The sequence below is a fragment of the Caloranaerobacter ferrireducens genome (assembly GCF_001730685.1).
In the GTDB taxonomy this organism is placed as follows: domain Bacteria; phylum Bacillota; class Clostridia; order Tissierellales; family Thermohalobacteraceae; genus Caloranaerobacter; species Caloranaerobacter ferrireducens.
The window spans coordinates 170,909-186,636 of sequence record NZ_MDJR01000001.1; the positions used below are offsets into that span (position 1 = coordinate 170,909).

15 protein-coding genes are annotated in these 15,728 nt (G+C 29.0%); all 15 read left to right on the top strand.

Translation table 11 applies throughout. The annotated features are described in order from the left end of the window. Nucleotides 1–8: 8 nt before the first annotated feature. The 15 genes from BFN48_RS00860 to BFN48_RS12310 all read left to right on the top strand — a co-directional run bounded on the left by BFN48_RS00860 (nucleotide 9) and on the right by BFN48_RS12310 (nucleotide 15,558). On the top strand, nucleotides 9–1,061 hold the full coding sequence (locus tag BFN48_RS00860) for a hypothetical protein (RefSeq protein WP_069648993.1): 1,053 nt from the start codon (nucleotides 9–11) through the stop codon (nucleotides 1,059–1,061). Between the two features lie 12 nt (nucleotides 1,062–1,073). After that, nucleotides 1,074–2,741, top strand: a complete 1,668-nt coding sequence (locus tag BFN48_RS00865) for a hypothetical protein (RefSeq protein WP_069648994.1) — start codon at nucleotides 1,074–1,076, stop codon at nucleotides 2,739–2,741. Nucleotides 2,742–2,761: 20 nt separating this feature from the next. After that, nucleotides 2,762–3,160 (top strand): phage holin family protein, encoded by a 399-nt coding sequence (locus BFN48_RS00870; protein WP_069648995.1) that lies wholly within the window; start codon nucleotides 2,762–2,764, stop codon nucleotides 3,158–3,160. Between the two features lie 37 nt (nucleotides 3,161–3,197). After that, nucleotides 3,198–3,836 (top strand): peptidoglycan recognition protein family protein, encoded by a 639-nt coding sequence (locus tag BFN48_RS00875; RefSeq protein WP_278287279.1) that lies wholly within the window; start codon nucleotides 3,198–3,200, stop codon nucleotides 3,834–3,836. A 1-nt stretch (nucleotide 3,837) separates the two neighbouring features. Then, on the top strand, nucleotides 3,838–3,966 hold the full coding sequence (locus BFN48_RS12535; RefSeq protein WP_207644678.1) for an SHOCT domain-containing protein: 129 nt from the start codon (nucleotides 3,838–3,840) through the stop codon (nucleotides 3,964–3,966). A 222-nt stretch (nucleotides 3,967–4,188) separates the two neighbouring features. After that, nucleotides 4,189–5,178 (top strand): HNH endonuclease, encoded by a 990-nt coding sequence (locus tag BFN48_RS00880; RefSeq protein WP_069648997.1) that lies wholly within the window; start codon nucleotides 4,189–4,191, stop codon nucleotides 5,176–5,178. Further along, nucleotides 5,175–5,768, top strand: coding sequence for a class I SAM-dependent methyltransferase (locus BFN48_RS00885; protein ID WP_069648998.1), 594 nt, complete (start codon nucleotides 5,175–5,177; stop codon nucleotides 5,766–5,768). The genes BFN48_RS00880 and BFN48_RS00885 overlap by 4 nt, the downstream gene beginning before the upstream one ends. Before the next feature lie 222 nt (nucleotides 5,769–5,990). Next, nucleotides 5,991–7,616, top strand: a complete 1,626-nt coding sequence (locus BFN48_RS00890) for a recombinase family protein (protein WP_069648999.1) — start codon at nucleotides 5,991–5,993, stop codon at nucleotides 7,614–7,616. A 26-nt stretch (nucleotides 7,617–7,642) separates the two neighbouring features. After that, complete coding sequence (locus BFN48_RS00895; RefSeq protein WP_069649000.1) at nucleotides 7,643–9,247, top strand: recombinase family protein; 1,605 nt, start codon at nucleotides 7,643–7,645, stop codon at nucleotides 9,245–9,247. A 238-nt stretch (nucleotides 9,248–9,485) separates the two neighbouring features. Then, a complete protein-coding gene (locus tag BFN48_RS00900; RefSeq protein WP_083238793.1) occupies nucleotides 9,486–10,178 on the top strand; it encodes a hypothetical protein in 693 nt (230 codons plus the stop codon). A gap of 168 nt (nucleotides 10,179–10,346) precedes the next feature. After that, nucleotides 10,347–10,424, top strand: coding sequence for a hypothetical protein (locus BFN48_RS12885; RefSeq protein WP_423230235.1), 78 nt, complete (start codon nucleotides 10,347–10,349; stop codon nucleotides 10,422–10,424). A 392-nt stretch (nucleotides 10,425–10,816) separates the two neighbouring features. Further along, the gene (locus tag BFN48_RS00905; protein ID WP_069649002.1) at nucleotides 10,817–11,302 is read left to right on the top strand and encodes a hypothetical protein; all 486 of its coding nucleotides are present in this window, start codon (nucleotides 10,817–10,819) and stop codon (nucleotides 11,300–11,302) included. Nucleotides 11,303–12,163: 861 nt separating this feature from the next. Then, the gene (locus tag BFN48_RS00915) at nucleotides 12,164–14,287 is read left to right on the top strand and encodes a hypothetical protein (protein ID WP_069649004.1); all 2,124 of its coding nucleotides are present in this window, start codon (nucleotides 12,164–12,166) and stop codon (nucleotides 14,285–14,287) included. A 322-nt stretch (nucleotides 14,288–14,609) separates the two neighbouring features. Then, a complete protein-coding gene (locus BFN48_RS00920) occupies nucleotides 14,610–14,921 on the top strand; it encodes a hypothetical protein (RefSeq protein WP_069649005.1) in 312 nt (103 codons plus the stop codon). Between the two features lie 469 nt (nucleotides 14,922–15,390). Next, the gene (locus tag BFN48_RS12310; protein WP_176718786.1) at nucleotides 15,391–15,558 is read left to right on the top strand and encodes a hypothetical protein; all 168 of its coding nucleotides are present in this window, start codon (nucleotides 15,391–15,393) and stop codon (nucleotides 15,556–15,558) included. Nucleotides 15,559–15,728 lie beyond the last annotated feature (170 nt).

The following is a 15,728-nucleotide window of genomic DNA, read 5'->3' on the forward strand; positions in this document are numbered from 1 at the left end:
TAAAATAAATGCCTAAAATAGAAACCTTTGAAAATGAAACATTGATATTTAATTTTACAGGAGATTGGGAAAGAACTACCCAAAGGGCTTACGATGGAAGTTATTCTTATACAAGTAAAGATATTTCTCACAACCAGCAATCTAATGCCTATTTAACAATTATTACAGATTATATCGAATTTTATTGGTATGTCAGTTCTGAAAGTGGTTATGATTATTTTGAATTTTATATTGACGGTAATAGAGAAATTAGACAATCGGGAACTTCAGGGTGGAATAAGTTTTCAAAATCATTAACTAAAGAAGAACACACCTTTCATTGGAAATATTATAAAGATGGTTCTGTGAGTAGTGGTGATGATAGAGCCTATATAGACAATCTAATTTTAAATATTGGGGAAAGTCGTTATTTTATAGAAGATGAAGGAGTGTTAAAAGTTTGGAATGAAACAAATCAGCAGTATGAGGTAGTTCAAATAATTGATCAGCAGACTCAGGAACTAGTGGATTTAACGCCGGATAAACTAACAGATGAGATATTTCTAAACTATGGAATGGAGTCACTAGAAGTCAGTAAACAAGGTCTTGTTGATTCTCAGCCTAAAATCTATTACTTTACAAATGAAGATGAAGTAGTAAGTAGCCCTGAAAACTTTTATCTTAAGCTAATTGAAACAGTAAAGAGTCTTCCTAAAATAGTAGTAGAAAACACAGGAAGAATACTGGGACAAACAATTAGTTCAATTGATATTGATGACTTTGTTAGTGGAACTAGTGATTTGCAGTACGCCATAAGCAAAGATAAAAACACATGGTACGCTTTTGATACTACAAATATGGTTTGGCAAGTTGTAGACATTACGAATGATACAGATTTTGCAGCAAAAGGAATGAGGAAGGATGACTTTAATGCAGTAACAGATATCCATTTTGGAGAAATATTTCACGCAGGGGATGAGCTGTATTTAGCATTTCGCTTTTATAAAGGAGAAGAAACAGATGAATGTAAATTTAAGGGAGTAAGAATAAACTATACTACTCCTTTAGATATTACTATTTAAAGGAGGTGTGCTATGGCTGTAAGAGAAGTTATAAGCTATAGTAAAGATTATTTAACAGGAGAAGTGCATACAGATAAAAAGAAGAAAAAAGACACAGGAATAAAAGGCAAAGTACTAATTGAGCTTTTTGATGCGAAAACAAATAAAAAAGTAAAGGAGGCCTATACAGAAAATATCATTCCAGATATTGTTTTTAAAGAACTCTTTTTAAGATTTTTCTCAGGAGATGTGATGGGAATAGATAGTAGTTATATTGATAGATTAGAGGATTTATTCAGTTATATATATCTTACAGATTCAACAAAACCTGAAAGTGCTAGTTCTGAAAAAATATCTGGAAATATAATAGGTTATGCAGATAGAAATTCACCTTATTCAGGGACAGATACAAAGAAAGGGACAATTAACAAAACTGAAACAACTCTTGAGATTAATAACGGAAAAATCAGATTAAACTTTGTATTTGACTTTCCAACCCATGCTGCAAACGGAACCTTCGAAAGCATATATTGGGGAGATGATCCTAATAATCTAGATTATTTCCATATAGGCCCACCTATTGTTGGAAGGGGTCAATCTGGCGATGGGAAAATATATGCAAGAAGTGATAATGATACCCAAGATATATACTGGAGCATTTATTATTTTATGCACGGAAGTGCAGCTAAATATACAATATATACAGACTATAATAAAGGTTATGTTTGCTTTAATGGGTCATACAGCAGTGCAATAAATTCTACCTACTTTGCTTTTCCTGAACACTTAAAAGGATACCAACTTATAGTACCATTCAACTACAACATAAGGGGTTTTGCAGATTGGAATAATGCAATCAAGCTTTTAAATGATAGCGGAGAGCCTATTACTTCTTCTGACATAAGTGGAGCTTTTCCAATATTAAATGAAGCAGGGGAAATAGATTATATAATTGGCTGGTATTTTACTACAAGCAGCAGTGGCTCATTAAAGGTTTATAAATGGAGTAGTGTTGGGGTTCAGCAAGAGTTTTATGAAATAACTAATATATCAACTACATTTCAAGATGAATATAATTCAGATTTTATAGTAAAAAGTGTTAGTGTTAAGCCTGTTTACTGGGGGGAGAAAATAGAGCTTTACGGCTATCACAGAAGAACAGATGAAGTAACTGGAGAATATATTTACTCGAATAAAGTAATAAGATTAAACCTCGACTGTACTAAAGATAGTGAAATGAATCTTAAACCTAAAATAGGAAGCTCTTTATGGTTTGCTTCAAAAGGAATGGATAGCGAAAACATAGAAAGAAGGTGTTATTTAAGTTCTTTAACAGCAAGAACTAAGAATAGAATATATCTTTATTATTATGGAACAAATGGTGGAAGCAGCTTTTATCAAGCTATAACCCCGGAAGGTAACTTGTTAAAGCCATATAAGGGACTATGGGGTAGTGATAATAGTGATTATGGAGTTTGTAATATAATAGGTACAGATAAATGGATTATGTACTATAGAGATTATTACTCAGGCTCTAGCTATAGTTCCTATACTTTTGCAATCTATCAAACAGCAACATCAAAACCCTGTGGAGCTCATACAAAACTTGCAAATCCAGTAGAAAAAACCGATGCAAATACTATGAAGATACAGTATATGTTTGAAATTGATTTAGTTGATTATGCTAATGATGTATATTAATGAATGGGAGGTAATTATAAATGAAAAACATAATAAATACAATGCAGATAGGTTTTACAGCCGTTGGCGGTTATCTCGGGTGGTTTCTGGGAGGGCTTGACGGCTTTTTATATGCCCTTATCTTATTTGTAGTTATTGACTATATTACTGGTTTAATGGTAGCAATTTTAGAAAAGAAGATTTCAAGTGAGGTTGGGTTTAAAGGAATATTTAAAAAGGTATTAATTTTTACCATGGTAGCTATAGGTCATAGCATTGATTCATACATTATACAAAACGGTAGTGCAGTTCGCACAGCCGTTATTTTTTTCTATCTTTCTAATGAAGGAATAAGCATTATAGAAAACGCTTCAAAAATGGGACTTCCAATACCAGAGAAGCTTAAAGTAATATTTGATGAACTAAAGAATGATAAATAAAAAATACCAAATAAGATAGGTGAATGTGATGCTTAGTGTGACAAAAAAATTAATAAAGTGCAATTATTCCCTGGGAAATGACATAAAGTATATTGTAATTCACGATACAGGGAATAAAAGAAAAGGTGCAGATGCTTATGCCCATTACAGATATTTTAATAGTGGAAACAGAAGGGCTTCAGCACATTATTTTGTAGATGATAAAGAGATTTTGCAGCTTGTTGAGGATCATAATGCTTCATGGCACTGCGGGGATGGAAAAGGAAAATACCGAATTACAAACCACAACTCTATAGGTGTAGAAATTTGTATTAATGAAGATGGAAATTATGATAAGGCAGTACAAAATACAATAGATTTAGTTAAGTATCTTATGGAAAAGTATGACATACCTTTAGAAAGAGTTGTAAGACATTATGATGCCAGCAGAAAGATATGTCCGAGGAGTATGAGTAAAAATAACTGGGAAAGATGGCATAATTTCAAAAAAGAACTGAGTAAAAATTCAAAGAATAAATTTAAAGAAGCTTTAGGAATTTTGAATAAAAAAGGAATTATTAATTCACCTAAGTATTGGCTTAAAAATGCGGTTAAAGGAAAAATGGTAAATGGTGAATATGCTGCTGTATTAATTGAGAGAGTAGCAAAATTTATTAATAAGAAAGAAGGTAGATAGGATGAATGAAGAAACACTTGAGTATGTAATGAGTAGAGCTTTATTAAAAGAGATTTTAGAAAAGAAATTGATAAATGAAGAAGAATTTCACAGGATCGATGCAGAAAATAAAAAGACCTTTAATAAATAGAGCTTTGAATGGGTAATATGGGGGCCTTATTTTTTTGACTTTTTTTAGATTACAACACTATGCATGTTAACAAAAATCAGAATTACAAACATATTAACTCTTGGGATGTTTATAGAACAATTATTAAAAATTAATCTATTAATGATTTGATTGCCAATATATACACCAATATGTTCCCACATGATATAATTATTTAAGAATTATGCTGTGGGGGAGAATATAATGAATAATTTTACTAGTAAAGATTATTGGAGAGCACTAATACTATATGGTTTGAATACAGCAACTTATAAAATGGCTTTTGCAAAATGCCTTGATCATTTTGTAGATAAGAAAAAAACTGAAGTAAAAATGATTGAATTAGCTGAAGTATTCTTTGATTTATATTTAAACAGACTTAAAAATGGAATGCCGCAACTTGGAATGGCAGGTAGGACTACTGTAATGGAGCAAATAGTATCTATGTATAATGCTGGTTCGGTAACTAGAACAGAGGCTATTTATTTTGTTAAAAACAATGCATTTAAAGATGTTCTAAGAGCTTTTCATGTATTTAATGGAGAGAAAATTGAGCTCAAATTTTATGAATATGATAAAAATAAATTAATTTTATCTGATAATATTCATCAGTTGCTATCAAGTAAAGAAAAAGAAGAATTAATGAAAGAGGTAGATTCTAGATGGAGTTTACTAGAAGCAGCCTTTCAAATGAAAAGAGAAAGTTCTGAGCTTGAAAATAATATAAGGAAAATATATCTTTCAAAAGGTTATAAAAGGAGAAACATTACCAATACTATACCTGTTCTTAATGGATATCAGAAGGGAAAATGTTTTTATTGTGGGGAGACAATGCTTAATTCTCAAATACATGTTGACCATGTAATACCTAGACAATTTGTTTATCACGATGAAATTTGGAATCTTGTATTGGCTCATGAATTTTGTAACATGCAAAAAAGTGATGCTTTGCCAAATAGAATTTATATTGATAAACTAATACTTAGAAATGAGCATTTTATTGCTAGCAACCATCCAATAAAAAATAAACTGATAAAAATGTTAGGAAAGACACAAAAACAAAGGAAAGCATATATTGAAAAAGTATATCAAGATGCTAAAATAGTTATACCTTATACTTGGGAAGGAATAAAGGGATATAATCCTAGTACGGATGAATTTTATAAAAGCATTATAAGGGGGCTAAACCGATGATAAATAAAACAATAGAATACTATGATGTTAATTGCAGAGAATTTTTTGAGAATACTGTTAATGTTGATATGACGTTACATTATAATGAATTTGAAAAATATTTGAAAAAAAATTCTAAGATACTTGATATAGGGTGTGGTTCAGGAAGGGATAGTCTTTATTTTATGAGTAGAGGATATGAAGTATTAGCTTTTGATGCCTCTGATGAAATGGTAAAAATGAGCAGTAGTTTAATTGGAACAAAAGTTATAAAAAGCACTTTTGAAGAATTTGATACGGACGAAAAATTTGATGGGTTATGGGCTTGTTCTTCGTTACTCCATGTAAGAAAAAAAGATATGAGAAGTATACTAAAAAAATATACATCTTACCTTAAAGAAAATGGAGTTTTTTATTTATCTTTCAAATATGGTAATAAGGAATATGAAAAGGATGGGAGATATTTTAATTGTTATGATGAATTAGCCTTTAAAGATGTTGTTAAAGATATAGATAATTTGGTAATAGAAAAATTATATATTTCTAGAGATGCTAGAAAAGGCAGAGAAAATGAACGTTGGTTAAATGTTATTTTAAAGAAAATAAGTTAGGTACCATAAGGTATTGGTGAAAAAATTGAATTTAAGATAGCAATTAATTGAGTATATGTCTTCTAGAACTTTATAACTCAATTAAATGAAGGCTTAAACTATAAAGGTTTAGGCCTTCAATTTTTTTGTTCTTTTTCAAATGTTCCCACACCGTAAATCACTTGCTTTGAGCTGGGTGTAGAGGTAATATACTACTACCTTAAAGGAAGGGAGGTTAAATACTTGAAAAAGGTAAGGAAAATTGCAGCAAAGAATCTTGGCTTTCACGATATAGAACTTAACAAATCTAAGCTTAAAGTATGCGCCTACTGTAGAGTAAGTACAGGCAGTAGTAAACAGGTTGAATCCTTTGAAACCCAGATTTCATACTATGAAAGATATATTAAAAGTAAAGCAGAATGGGAATTTGCAGGAGTATATGCAGACCAGGGAATATCAGGTACTACAGCAGCTAAAAGAACAGAGTTTAATAAGATGATTAAAGATTGTGAGAGAGGGAAAATTGATTTAATTATTACAAAGTCCATTTCAAGATTTGCTAGAAATACGGCAGATTGTTTAGAAGTAGTTAGATATTTAAGTAGTCTTAATGTAGGCGTTTATTTTGAAAGAGAAAATATTAATACAATGGGGGCTGAAAGTGAGTTAATACTCAGCGTATTAAGTTCTATTGCTCAAGATGAGTCAAGGAATATGTCAGAGAACATTAAATGGGCAGTTCAGAAGAGATTTAAAGAAGGTAAGATTAGAGTTTGCACTAAAAGGTTCTTAGGATACGACTTAAATGATGAGGGTGAACTTGTAATAAATCCACAGGAAGCTGAAATTGTAAAAAGGATTTATAGGGAATACACTAATGGGAAGAGTATGAAAGAAATAAAAAAGGGTCTTGAGAGGGATGGAATAAAAACAATAACGGGAAAAGAGAAGTGGCAGGAAAGTACTATTAAAGGAATTCTTAGTAATGAAAAATACTATGGTGATTTAGTTTTGCAAAAGACGATAACCATTGATTATCTTACTCATAAGAGAAAACGAAATAAAGGTGAAAGTCCGAAATATTTAGTTAAAAATCATCATGAGCCAATCATTTCAAAAGAAGAATATGAAAGAGTACAGGAAATAATGGCTAAAAGAGCTGCTGAATATGGGAATATTCCTGAAGTTAGGCATAAATACAATAAAAGATATGTTTTCAGTGGAAAGATCATCTGCAGTAACTGCGGAGGAGTATTTAAAAGAAGAACTTGGAACAGTAAATCACCAAGCAGACAAATTGTCTGGCAGTGCAGCACTTATATAAAGGAAGGAAAAAATGCTTGTAGCATGAAGGCTGTTGATGATATGACTTTAAAGGCAGTCTTTGTTAGAGTTTTTAATAGATTTTATACAAATAGAGAACAGTTTTTATCAAGCTTTTTGAAAAATGTAGAGAGGGGTTTGGAGGATAAAAACAGTAAAAACTTTGAGATTGAAACCCAAATACAAAACATTACCGAGGAAATTAAGAGGCTTATTCGACTTCAAATACAAGGAAAGATTTCTACAGAAGATTATGAAAAAGATTATATAGATCTTAAGAAACAACTTGATAAGTTAAAGAAAATTCAATTAGATAATTTAGTTAATAAGCAAAACAACGAAGAACTGAAGATAAAGACGGAGCAAATTCATAATTATTTAAAGAAACATGACGGCTTGCTAAAGGACTTTGATGATGAAGTTTTTAAGACTCTAGTAGAAAGGGTGTTAGTTAAAACGCCAACTCATTTATGTTTCAAGCTAAAAAATGGAATAGTTCTAGAAGAAAAATTCATAAAGAAAAAAGGTAAAAATGGTTTAATATAGAAAAATTTAGAAAGAGAGGTTTAAGAATGGTTAAGAAAGTATCTATAATTCCTGCCAAACCTATAGCAGCAATTAAAGGTTTACCTAAAGAAACAAAGAAAAGAGTATGTGCTTACTGTAGAGTTAGTACAGATACTGATGAACAGTTATCAAGTTATGAGGCGCAGGTTACTTATTATGAGGATTATATTAGAAAAAGACCGGATTGGGAGTATGCAGGAATATATGCCGACGAAGGGATAACTGGAACTAACACAAAGTATAGAGCTCAGTTTAACAGAATGATTGAAGATGCAATGGCAGGTCAGTTTGATATGATTATTACCAAATCTATCAGTCGGTTTGCAAGAAATACACTTGACTGTCTTAAATATGTAAGGATTTTAAAAGAAAAAGGTATAGGAGTTTATTTTGAAAAAGAAAATATAGATACCATGGATTCAAAGGGAGAAGTGCTGCTTACTATTTTAAGTTCTTTGGCCCAAGATGAAAGCCGCTCAATTAGTGAAAACAGCAGGTGGGGAATTGTAAGACGTTTTCAGCAAGGTAAAGTCAGGGTAAACCATAAAAAGTTTATGGGGTATGATAAGGATGAAAATGGAGAGCTTATCATCAATGAAGAACAGGCTAAAATAGTAAGAAGAATTTTTAAAGAATATCTTCAAGGTAAAAGTGCAGATAAAATTGCAGCAGGGCTTATGAAAGATGGAATACTAACTGTTACAGGAAAAAAGAAGTGGCATCCAACGGTTATAACCAAAATGCTTAAGAATGAAAAGTACTGCGGTGATGCACTACTTCAAAAGACAATTACAGTAGACTTTTTAACCCATAAAAGAGTTAAAAATGAAGGACAAGCACCTCAATATTATGTAGAAAACAGCCATCCAGCCATAATTACTAAAGAGATGTTTGAAGCTGTTCAAAAAGAGATGAAAAGACGCTCTAAGCTTAGAGGTTTTGGTGACAAAGAAAGAAGGTCCAAACACAGCAGTAAGTATCCATTCTCAGGGAAGATAATCTGTAGTAGTTGCGGGGCAGTATACAGAAGAAAACGCTGGGGACCAACTAATAAATATAAGAAGTATGTTTGGAACTGCAGAACAAGAGATGAAAACGGTCCTGAAGCTTGTAATATGAAAGCAGTAGATGAAGAAAAACTGAAAGCAGCATTTGTTAGAGTGGTTAACAAGGTAATAAAGGATAGTGATGGATTTATAAAGAAAATGATGGGCAATATAGAAAAAGTGCTAAATGAAAATAAAGATGAAGCAAAATTAAAAACTATAGACTCAAGACTAGCAGAGCTTAGAGAGCAGATAACGAATCTAATAAGGCTAAATTCTAGAAGCAGTATTGACAGTGATATTTATGATGAAGAATACAACAGACTGGTTTTGGAGATGGAAAACTTAAGGAGCCAACGTTTGGCATATACAAAAACTGAAATGGAGTGTAAGAATAATTATTCTAGGGTTAGAGAGATTGAGAAAATACTGAATGAGTATGAATTGATAAATAGTTTTGATGAAGAATTATTTAGGGTATTAGTAGAAAAGATAAAAGTTGTATCTTTGATTGAAGTGGAGTTTGTTTTGAAGACAGGGGTTATGGTTAGGGAGATATTGTAAGAACAAAGGGTGATGCAAATTAAGTGAAAAGAATAAGAAAAACAAAGGTGAGGATGGAACGAAGGTTGAGTGTGAAATTGAATATAAGTAACAAATATAAGTCGACAAAGGAGTTAATTCACCTTGTCGGCTTTTTTGTTTTTAAATACTTTGAATGAATATTAGAAAAGTATAAAATCATTCAAAACTGGCAATAAATGTTTATAAATAGCTAACTTATTAGGGGTGATAATTGCTTATGGAGTATATTTTACAGGATACTGACATTTTTGATGAAAATATTGGTGAAAAATTTAGTAGAGTTATTAAGAATAACAAAGATGTGTTTATTAAGGGGAAAAATTATAGTTTTATAGTAAGTTTTCATGTGAACTTGTTACATGACGCAAGATTTGAATCATTTAATATTGATGCTCCAAGTAAGATAAATAATGGTGAAAGGAAGGATAAAATTTATGATGTAATGAGTTTTCAATTAAAAAAACTTGAACAGGTTCTTGAAGAAAATGGGATAGAAGTATATTCAACAACTATTCAAGGAGACAATCTAAAATCTGAAAATATTATAAAAATAGGAATTATAGAAGATACTTCAGAACCAAGTTATTCAGGAAGAGGTAAGAATAGAAGGAGGATTAAGGTTAGTTCTATAATTCCAAGTTTGCCTTATACACAAGAAAAAATTTCAAAGTTTGCAGGTGAAAGATTAAGTGAATTATTTTACCAATTAATGTATGCTGTTAAAGATAAGAGGTTAATGTCAGAGATACTAGAAATAGAAACAACTGAAGATGATCAAATACTATTTGAGGCTTTTGTGGAACGTTATGGAGATTTATGGCTAACTACTAGTGAAACAGAGAAGGAATTATTGGACCAGCTTAAAGAAAGATGTTTATTTGTTGTTAAAAAATATTTTGATAAAGATTGACTATTATTAGTTGAGCAAGGAATTGAACGTGAAACAAAGTAGTAAATAATAAGCTTACTGAGGGTGTAACTTAACCTTGGTTGGCTTATTTTTTATTTGTAAAGCTATCACTAAAATTATTAAAGTATTGGAATTTAATATTTAATATATTGGAAAGATATCGTAGCGGTGTCTGCAGGAAGTTTTCACACAGTGGACTTAAAACCAGACGGTACAGTTGTAGTGATTGGATGGAATGATGGTTAATGTAATGTTTGTGGTTGGAACAATATTGGACCGATAAGGTGATAATATTTATAGTCTTATGGTTTTGAGATTGAGTTTATTTTAATAAGGACATGTGTTGCAGTTGGGGAGATATTATAACTAAATGCGTTAGAAAATTCTGAAAATATTATGGTATAATATGGGTGTAACCATCTGGTAATAGTTGCATCTTATTCTATATAGATAAAATGTAAAACAGACATAAATAATTTAGATAGAATTTTGAGTTTTATATAATATTCAGAAAGCTTAATTAATTTACACTAAGAGATCTTAAAAAATTGAAATAGGCTACAAATAAGATAATAAGAACTACTAAATTTCAGTTTGATTGTACACTATAACTAGAGAACGGTAAAGGGGGAATAGTGATGAGTATAAAAGAAAGGGCTGAAATACTTCTTAGCTTACTTTTAGTACTTTCTAATGTAATATTACTTTTTTTAAATTTCAAAAATCTGAAATTAATTAAAGAATTTTCATCGCCCAAACCTTTTTTAAAACCCGTAGGATTTGTTTTAGATGGGTTCAAACCTGTTATATCAATTAAGAATTTTGGTGCTGGACATGCTGTAAATGTAAAAGTAGAGGTATTAGTGAACGTATTAGATTCAGATTTAAATATAAAAAAGAATGTATGGGTTAAATTTAATGGTTGTGGTGTAATACCATATATTCAAGGAGAGAGAAATATTGTTGATTTTAGGTATATAGGTGACAAAAAAGTTAGTAAAGGTAACGAGTTAAAAGTAAGTATCGAATATGAGAGTGATTCGGGTGCTAAAGGAAAAATAATATGGAAGTATATTGAAAGAACAGAGATAGGCAGTGAATATGAACTTGTAGATGGTAGATAAGAACCTAACAGGCTTTTTTGTTTTAAAAACGCAAAAGGTGTATTGAAAGTAATAGTAGACAATAAAACCGTTCTTGTCTGTTGTTTGTATTATTTTATTTTAAAGATGGGTACTTTATTGACATCTGAAATTCTTACTTACGATAACAAGCATATTAGTTGTTGTATTAAAAAAGCAATTTCAAAAACAATTTTGAAAATTGTAGTTAAAGTACTTGTTAAATCTGAAATTAAATAAGTAATTGATGGACCTGCTGCTTATGCTACAAATATTTATTAATTTGCAAAAGAATTTATTTATGATTACTTTCGATATAATAAGTAAAAATAAATAAATATTTAAGATCTATGAACTAGCCTTTTTATACATTTATTTAATCGAAAGGATGATTTTATGGATGTTTGGATAGCACTAATAATATTTCTTGTAATATATTCTATAATTAAAAAGGATATATTTTTAACTATTTTAGCTTTATTTGTTGCTTTACCATACTTTCTTTTATTTAAATTAGATCTTTTTCAAATGCAATTAATTTATAAAATAATATTATGGATTGCTATTTCTATGGGAAGCATATATCTTTATTCCAAGTTTTTGAAATAAGAAAATTTCATAATTCAAATATTATTGATTATGACTAAAATAATTTTACTGGAATAAAAATTTTATACTAAATAATATATTGTATATAGTTATAGCACTTTTGCGAAAATACAGGAGAGAAGGTAGTTGTTTTGTCTGCAAGGTATATGCATGAGGGATCGGTTTTTTATTGTGGGGATATAGTAATATAAGTTAGAAAAATAAGTGAATATTAATAGTTAGATTATTAAATAAGCTAGAAAAGGGGGAGTGTATATGGTATTTTATCAATATTCAGATGAATTGATTGAAGACATCTATTATAATTGGAAAAATAAAAATTACGAAAAAGTTTTGTATTTACTAGAAAAGAGTATAAGAAACTTTTTTGACCATACTTCTATTGAGGAAGATCCTATCTTTAAATTAAATCAATTTGTTCAAGAACGTAATCAATTTATAGAAAAAATTGCAGAAAAAATGTTAAACTTATATGAAGGCATTCATGAAAAAGAATATTGCAAACGAATATCTAAAGAGCTTCTAATAGTAATCTACCGTATATACAAATATAAAGAACTAATCAAATTAAGTAATAAAAAAGATGCAATGAGAGTACTTAGAGATATAATAATAAATTCTAGTTATAGTGATATATTATTAGATTTCTATCACTATTTATTTACGAAATGGATGGTAAAACAGATTAGGCAAAATTATACATTAAGTGAAAAAAGAAAATTGTTAAAACTTTTATGGCAAAAATATATAGATTTATTACGATTATCACAATTTGGTATTTATAGAACAAGCTTATATAAATCATTTATAGAACAAAATAAAAGTTATATTTCTAAGATGTATGAAAAAGTCCTCTATTTAAGAGATGATAGTAGAGTTAAAGTTTCAAATCTATTACAAATACTTATTGATGTAATGCTAGAGTTCAATATGATAGAAGATATTAAAAAATTAATAGAAATTTTTAACGGGAACGTTTCTTTTCATCCGGATCTATTTATAAAAATAGGGAAAAAAAGTCAGAATATTGATACACTACTATATTGCGCAATAAAAATTAAAGAAGTAATAAAAAAGTATAAGTATATTCTAAATATAGATTTTAATGAAGCTTGCGAAATATTAAGTGAAATATTAGAGTGGACAAAAGAAGGAATTAATACTGGAGAATTTGAACAAGCATTAATTATACAGTATTTGGGAATTTATGAAGATATAGATATAACTAAAGAGAAAGCAAGAGAAAAAATTCAAAAATTAAAGGAGTTTGTGGAAAAATTTAATGATAAAGATATAAAGAATTTAAAACCTATTGAAATATATAATGAGCTACTTGCTTTAAAAGGATTCCATAAAGTAGACTATGATAGGATAATTGCAGATATGCCAAATGGAAGTAAAAACCTTAGTGAGATCGATAGGATATGTAAAAAATGCGGTTATTTTATTTTTATTACTGATGAGGAGAAAGTTGAAGAATATGAGACTTTAGCTAATACATATATTACAAAAGCTATATATTTAAGTGTACAAGATATACGAAAAAAATATTTAAATCAACTAAACGAGGCTGATGAGAATGATGAAACTTTAACAAACCTTATAAATGAGATAAATGATATGGTTATAGAGAAAGCAAAGAATTTAAGCGGCTCTATTGTTGAGGAAGCTAAACAAAATCTAAGGGAAAAATTTGGGGATAGATTATGGGGAAAATTAGAACCAAAGACAAGAGATTTTTTGATTACAGGAGAGATTGTTTATTTATATTCATTAAAAATGGGAGATTTTATTGATAATAAAGTTGAATCTAATCAAATGACAGAAAATATAAAATTCGATTATTCAGCTCCTACTATTCCACTTACAAAAGCTTTAGAAAATGAAATGTTCAAATACTTTATTATTGAATTCAAAAAATATTGTGATCAAACAAACAAAAGTGTACCGAATATTATTATGAAGATATTAAATGGTAGAGATTATTTTGCACTAGGAAAATGGGTTTCTCATATTCTTACAGATGAAGAGTATTATGATAAAGCTAAATTTTATTTTGCTAGTAAATTTAATGGCGAGACAATTAAAAAACATTGTAGATTAAAAAATAAAAAGAACAGGAGAGGAGAAATTATTTATAAGCAAGGAAGACCATTAAAAGAAATAGATTTTGAAACCTTTCCTTTTGCAGAAAATATATCTGAATTGAGTAAAGAAAGGAATAAAGTTGCTCATAAAGAAGGTATAAGTAAAGAAGAAGCCATTAAAATTAGATCATATATCATAGGCATTGAACCAACAACCCGTGAGGATATTGTTAATTTTAGACAATACAGTCATAAACTCTTGATTGAGTTAATAAGAGATGTAAAAAATTAAAGGAAATTACTTAATTGTATGTAAAAGTGTTTTCTTTTAATCCAAAACCCAATAACCATGCATGTGGAGTCAGTTGCGTTGATTAAAAGAAAATATAGTTAGAAAATAAATTCCCGCAAGTAATTGCGGGGTTTTTTGTGATTAGAACAATAATGAACGTTAAAAAATAGTTAAAGATGATTATTTTTGGCATATTGATACTTTAAAGTGAATTTTTATATAATAGATGTAAAATTGCATAAGTTTAAGAATAATTGAATAAAGAAATTTTTAATATAAGATATCGATGTAACAATTATGGCCATTTAGGAGGTGTATATAGATGATTTATTTCGTAATAGTTGCTACTATTGGTATTTTTAGTTATGGTTTATTAATAAAGTATTCTAATATTATAGATAAATATATGAAAATTCCTATTCAGAATAAAAAATGTTTTAAAAATATCAAAGGGAATTTAATTATACTTATGAGTTTTTTACTATTAATTCAAATTTATGCAATACACAAAAATTTAAATACGTATAAACAACTATATTTTGCAGTAATATTTCCAATAATTATTGTACTAATATATGTATTGCCAGAGTCAATTTGCAAACGTAAAACTAAGCATAATAAAATTAAACAATAGCAGACAAAAGAATAGGTGCATTGCCTACGTGTTTAATCGAAAGGATGATTTTATGGATGTTTGGATAGCACTAATAATATTTCTTGTAATATATTCTATAATTAAAAAGGATATATTTTTAACTATTTTAGCTTTATTTGTTGCTTTACCATACTTTCTTTTATTTAAATTAGATCTTTTTCAAATGCAATTAATATATAAAATAATATTATGGATTGCTATTTCTGTGGGAAGTATATTTCTTTATTTCAAGTTTTCAAAATGAGAGAATTTCATGATTCAAATCTTATTGATTGTGGATAAATAGTTTTACTGGACTAAAAAATTTTATACTAAATTGTAATGGTTATATCACTTTTGTGAGTACAGGCAAGAGAGTGGAGTCAGTTGCGTTGTTAAAAGAAAACATAGTTAAGAAATGTTAAAATGTCAATGAGTATAAAGAGTTTACAAAAATGTATGTATCTTCTTGAACGAGGATAGAAAACATTACCCTACATTTGTTTGTAGGGTATTTGTTTTTTTAGATAGATTTGCAAAAGAAAATAACATTAGACTTCTTAACACATATCTAATAAGACTAAATGCAAGAAGTAATATTGATGGTGATGAATACAGTAGAAGGGTATTCAAATGATGAAAAAGAATATATTAATAGGTATGAATAAACGATATTAAAACAATAAAACTGGCTGACGTTCTTTAACATCGAAAATTGTGATTATTTTTAAAAATACAATTTATGGTATTGTTAAAAATAATATGATATAATATTTATATTAAATACAGGAGGTACAGTAAAATGAT

Excerpts from the sequence above, each read along its gene's own strand:
- BFN48_RS00860 (WP_069648993.1), top strand. The coding sequence starts at position 9 with ATGCCTAAAATAGAAACCTTTGAAAATGAAACATTGATATTTAATTTT.
- BFN48_RS00865 (WP_069648994.1), top strand. The coding sequence starts at position 1,074 with ATGGCTGTAAGAGAAGTTATAAGCTATAGTAAAGATTATTTAACAGGA.
- BFN48_RS00870 (WP_069648995.1), top strand. The coding sequence starts at position 2,762 with ATGAAAAACATAATAAATACAATGCAGATAGGTTTTACAGCCGTTGGC.
- BFN48_RS12535 (WP_207644678.1), top strand. The coding sequence starts at position 3,838 with ATGAATGAAGAAACACTTGAGTATGTAATGAGTAGAGCTTTATTAAAA.
- BFN48_RS00880 (WP_069648997.1), top strand. The coding sequence starts at position 4,189 with ATGAATAATTTTACTAGTAAAGATTATTGGAGAGCACTAATACTATAT.
- BFN48_RS00885 (WP_069648998.1), top strand. The coding sequence starts at position 5,175 with ATGATAAATAAAACAATAGAATACTATGATGTTAATTGCAGAGAATTT.
- BFN48_RS00895 (WP_069649000.1), top strand. The coding sequence starts at position 7,643 with ATGGTTAAGAAAGTATCTATAATTCCTGCCAAACCTATAGCAGCAATT.
- BFN48_RS00900 (WP_083238793.1), top strand. The coding sequence starts at position 9,486 with ATGGAGTATATTTTACAGGATACTGACATTTTTGATGAAAATATTGGT.
- BFN48_RS00905 (WP_069649002.1), top strand. The coding sequence starts at position 10,817 with ATGAGTATAAAAGAAAGGGCTGAAATACTTCTTAGCTTACTTTTAGTA.
- BFN48_RS00915 (WP_069649004.1), top strand. The coding sequence starts at position 12,164 with ATGGTATTTTATCAATATTCAGATGAATTGATTGAAGACATCTATTAT.
- BFN48_RS00920 (WP_069649005.1), top strand. The coding sequence starts at position 14,610 with ATGATTTATTTCGTAATAGTTGCTACTATTGGTATTTTTAGTTATGGT.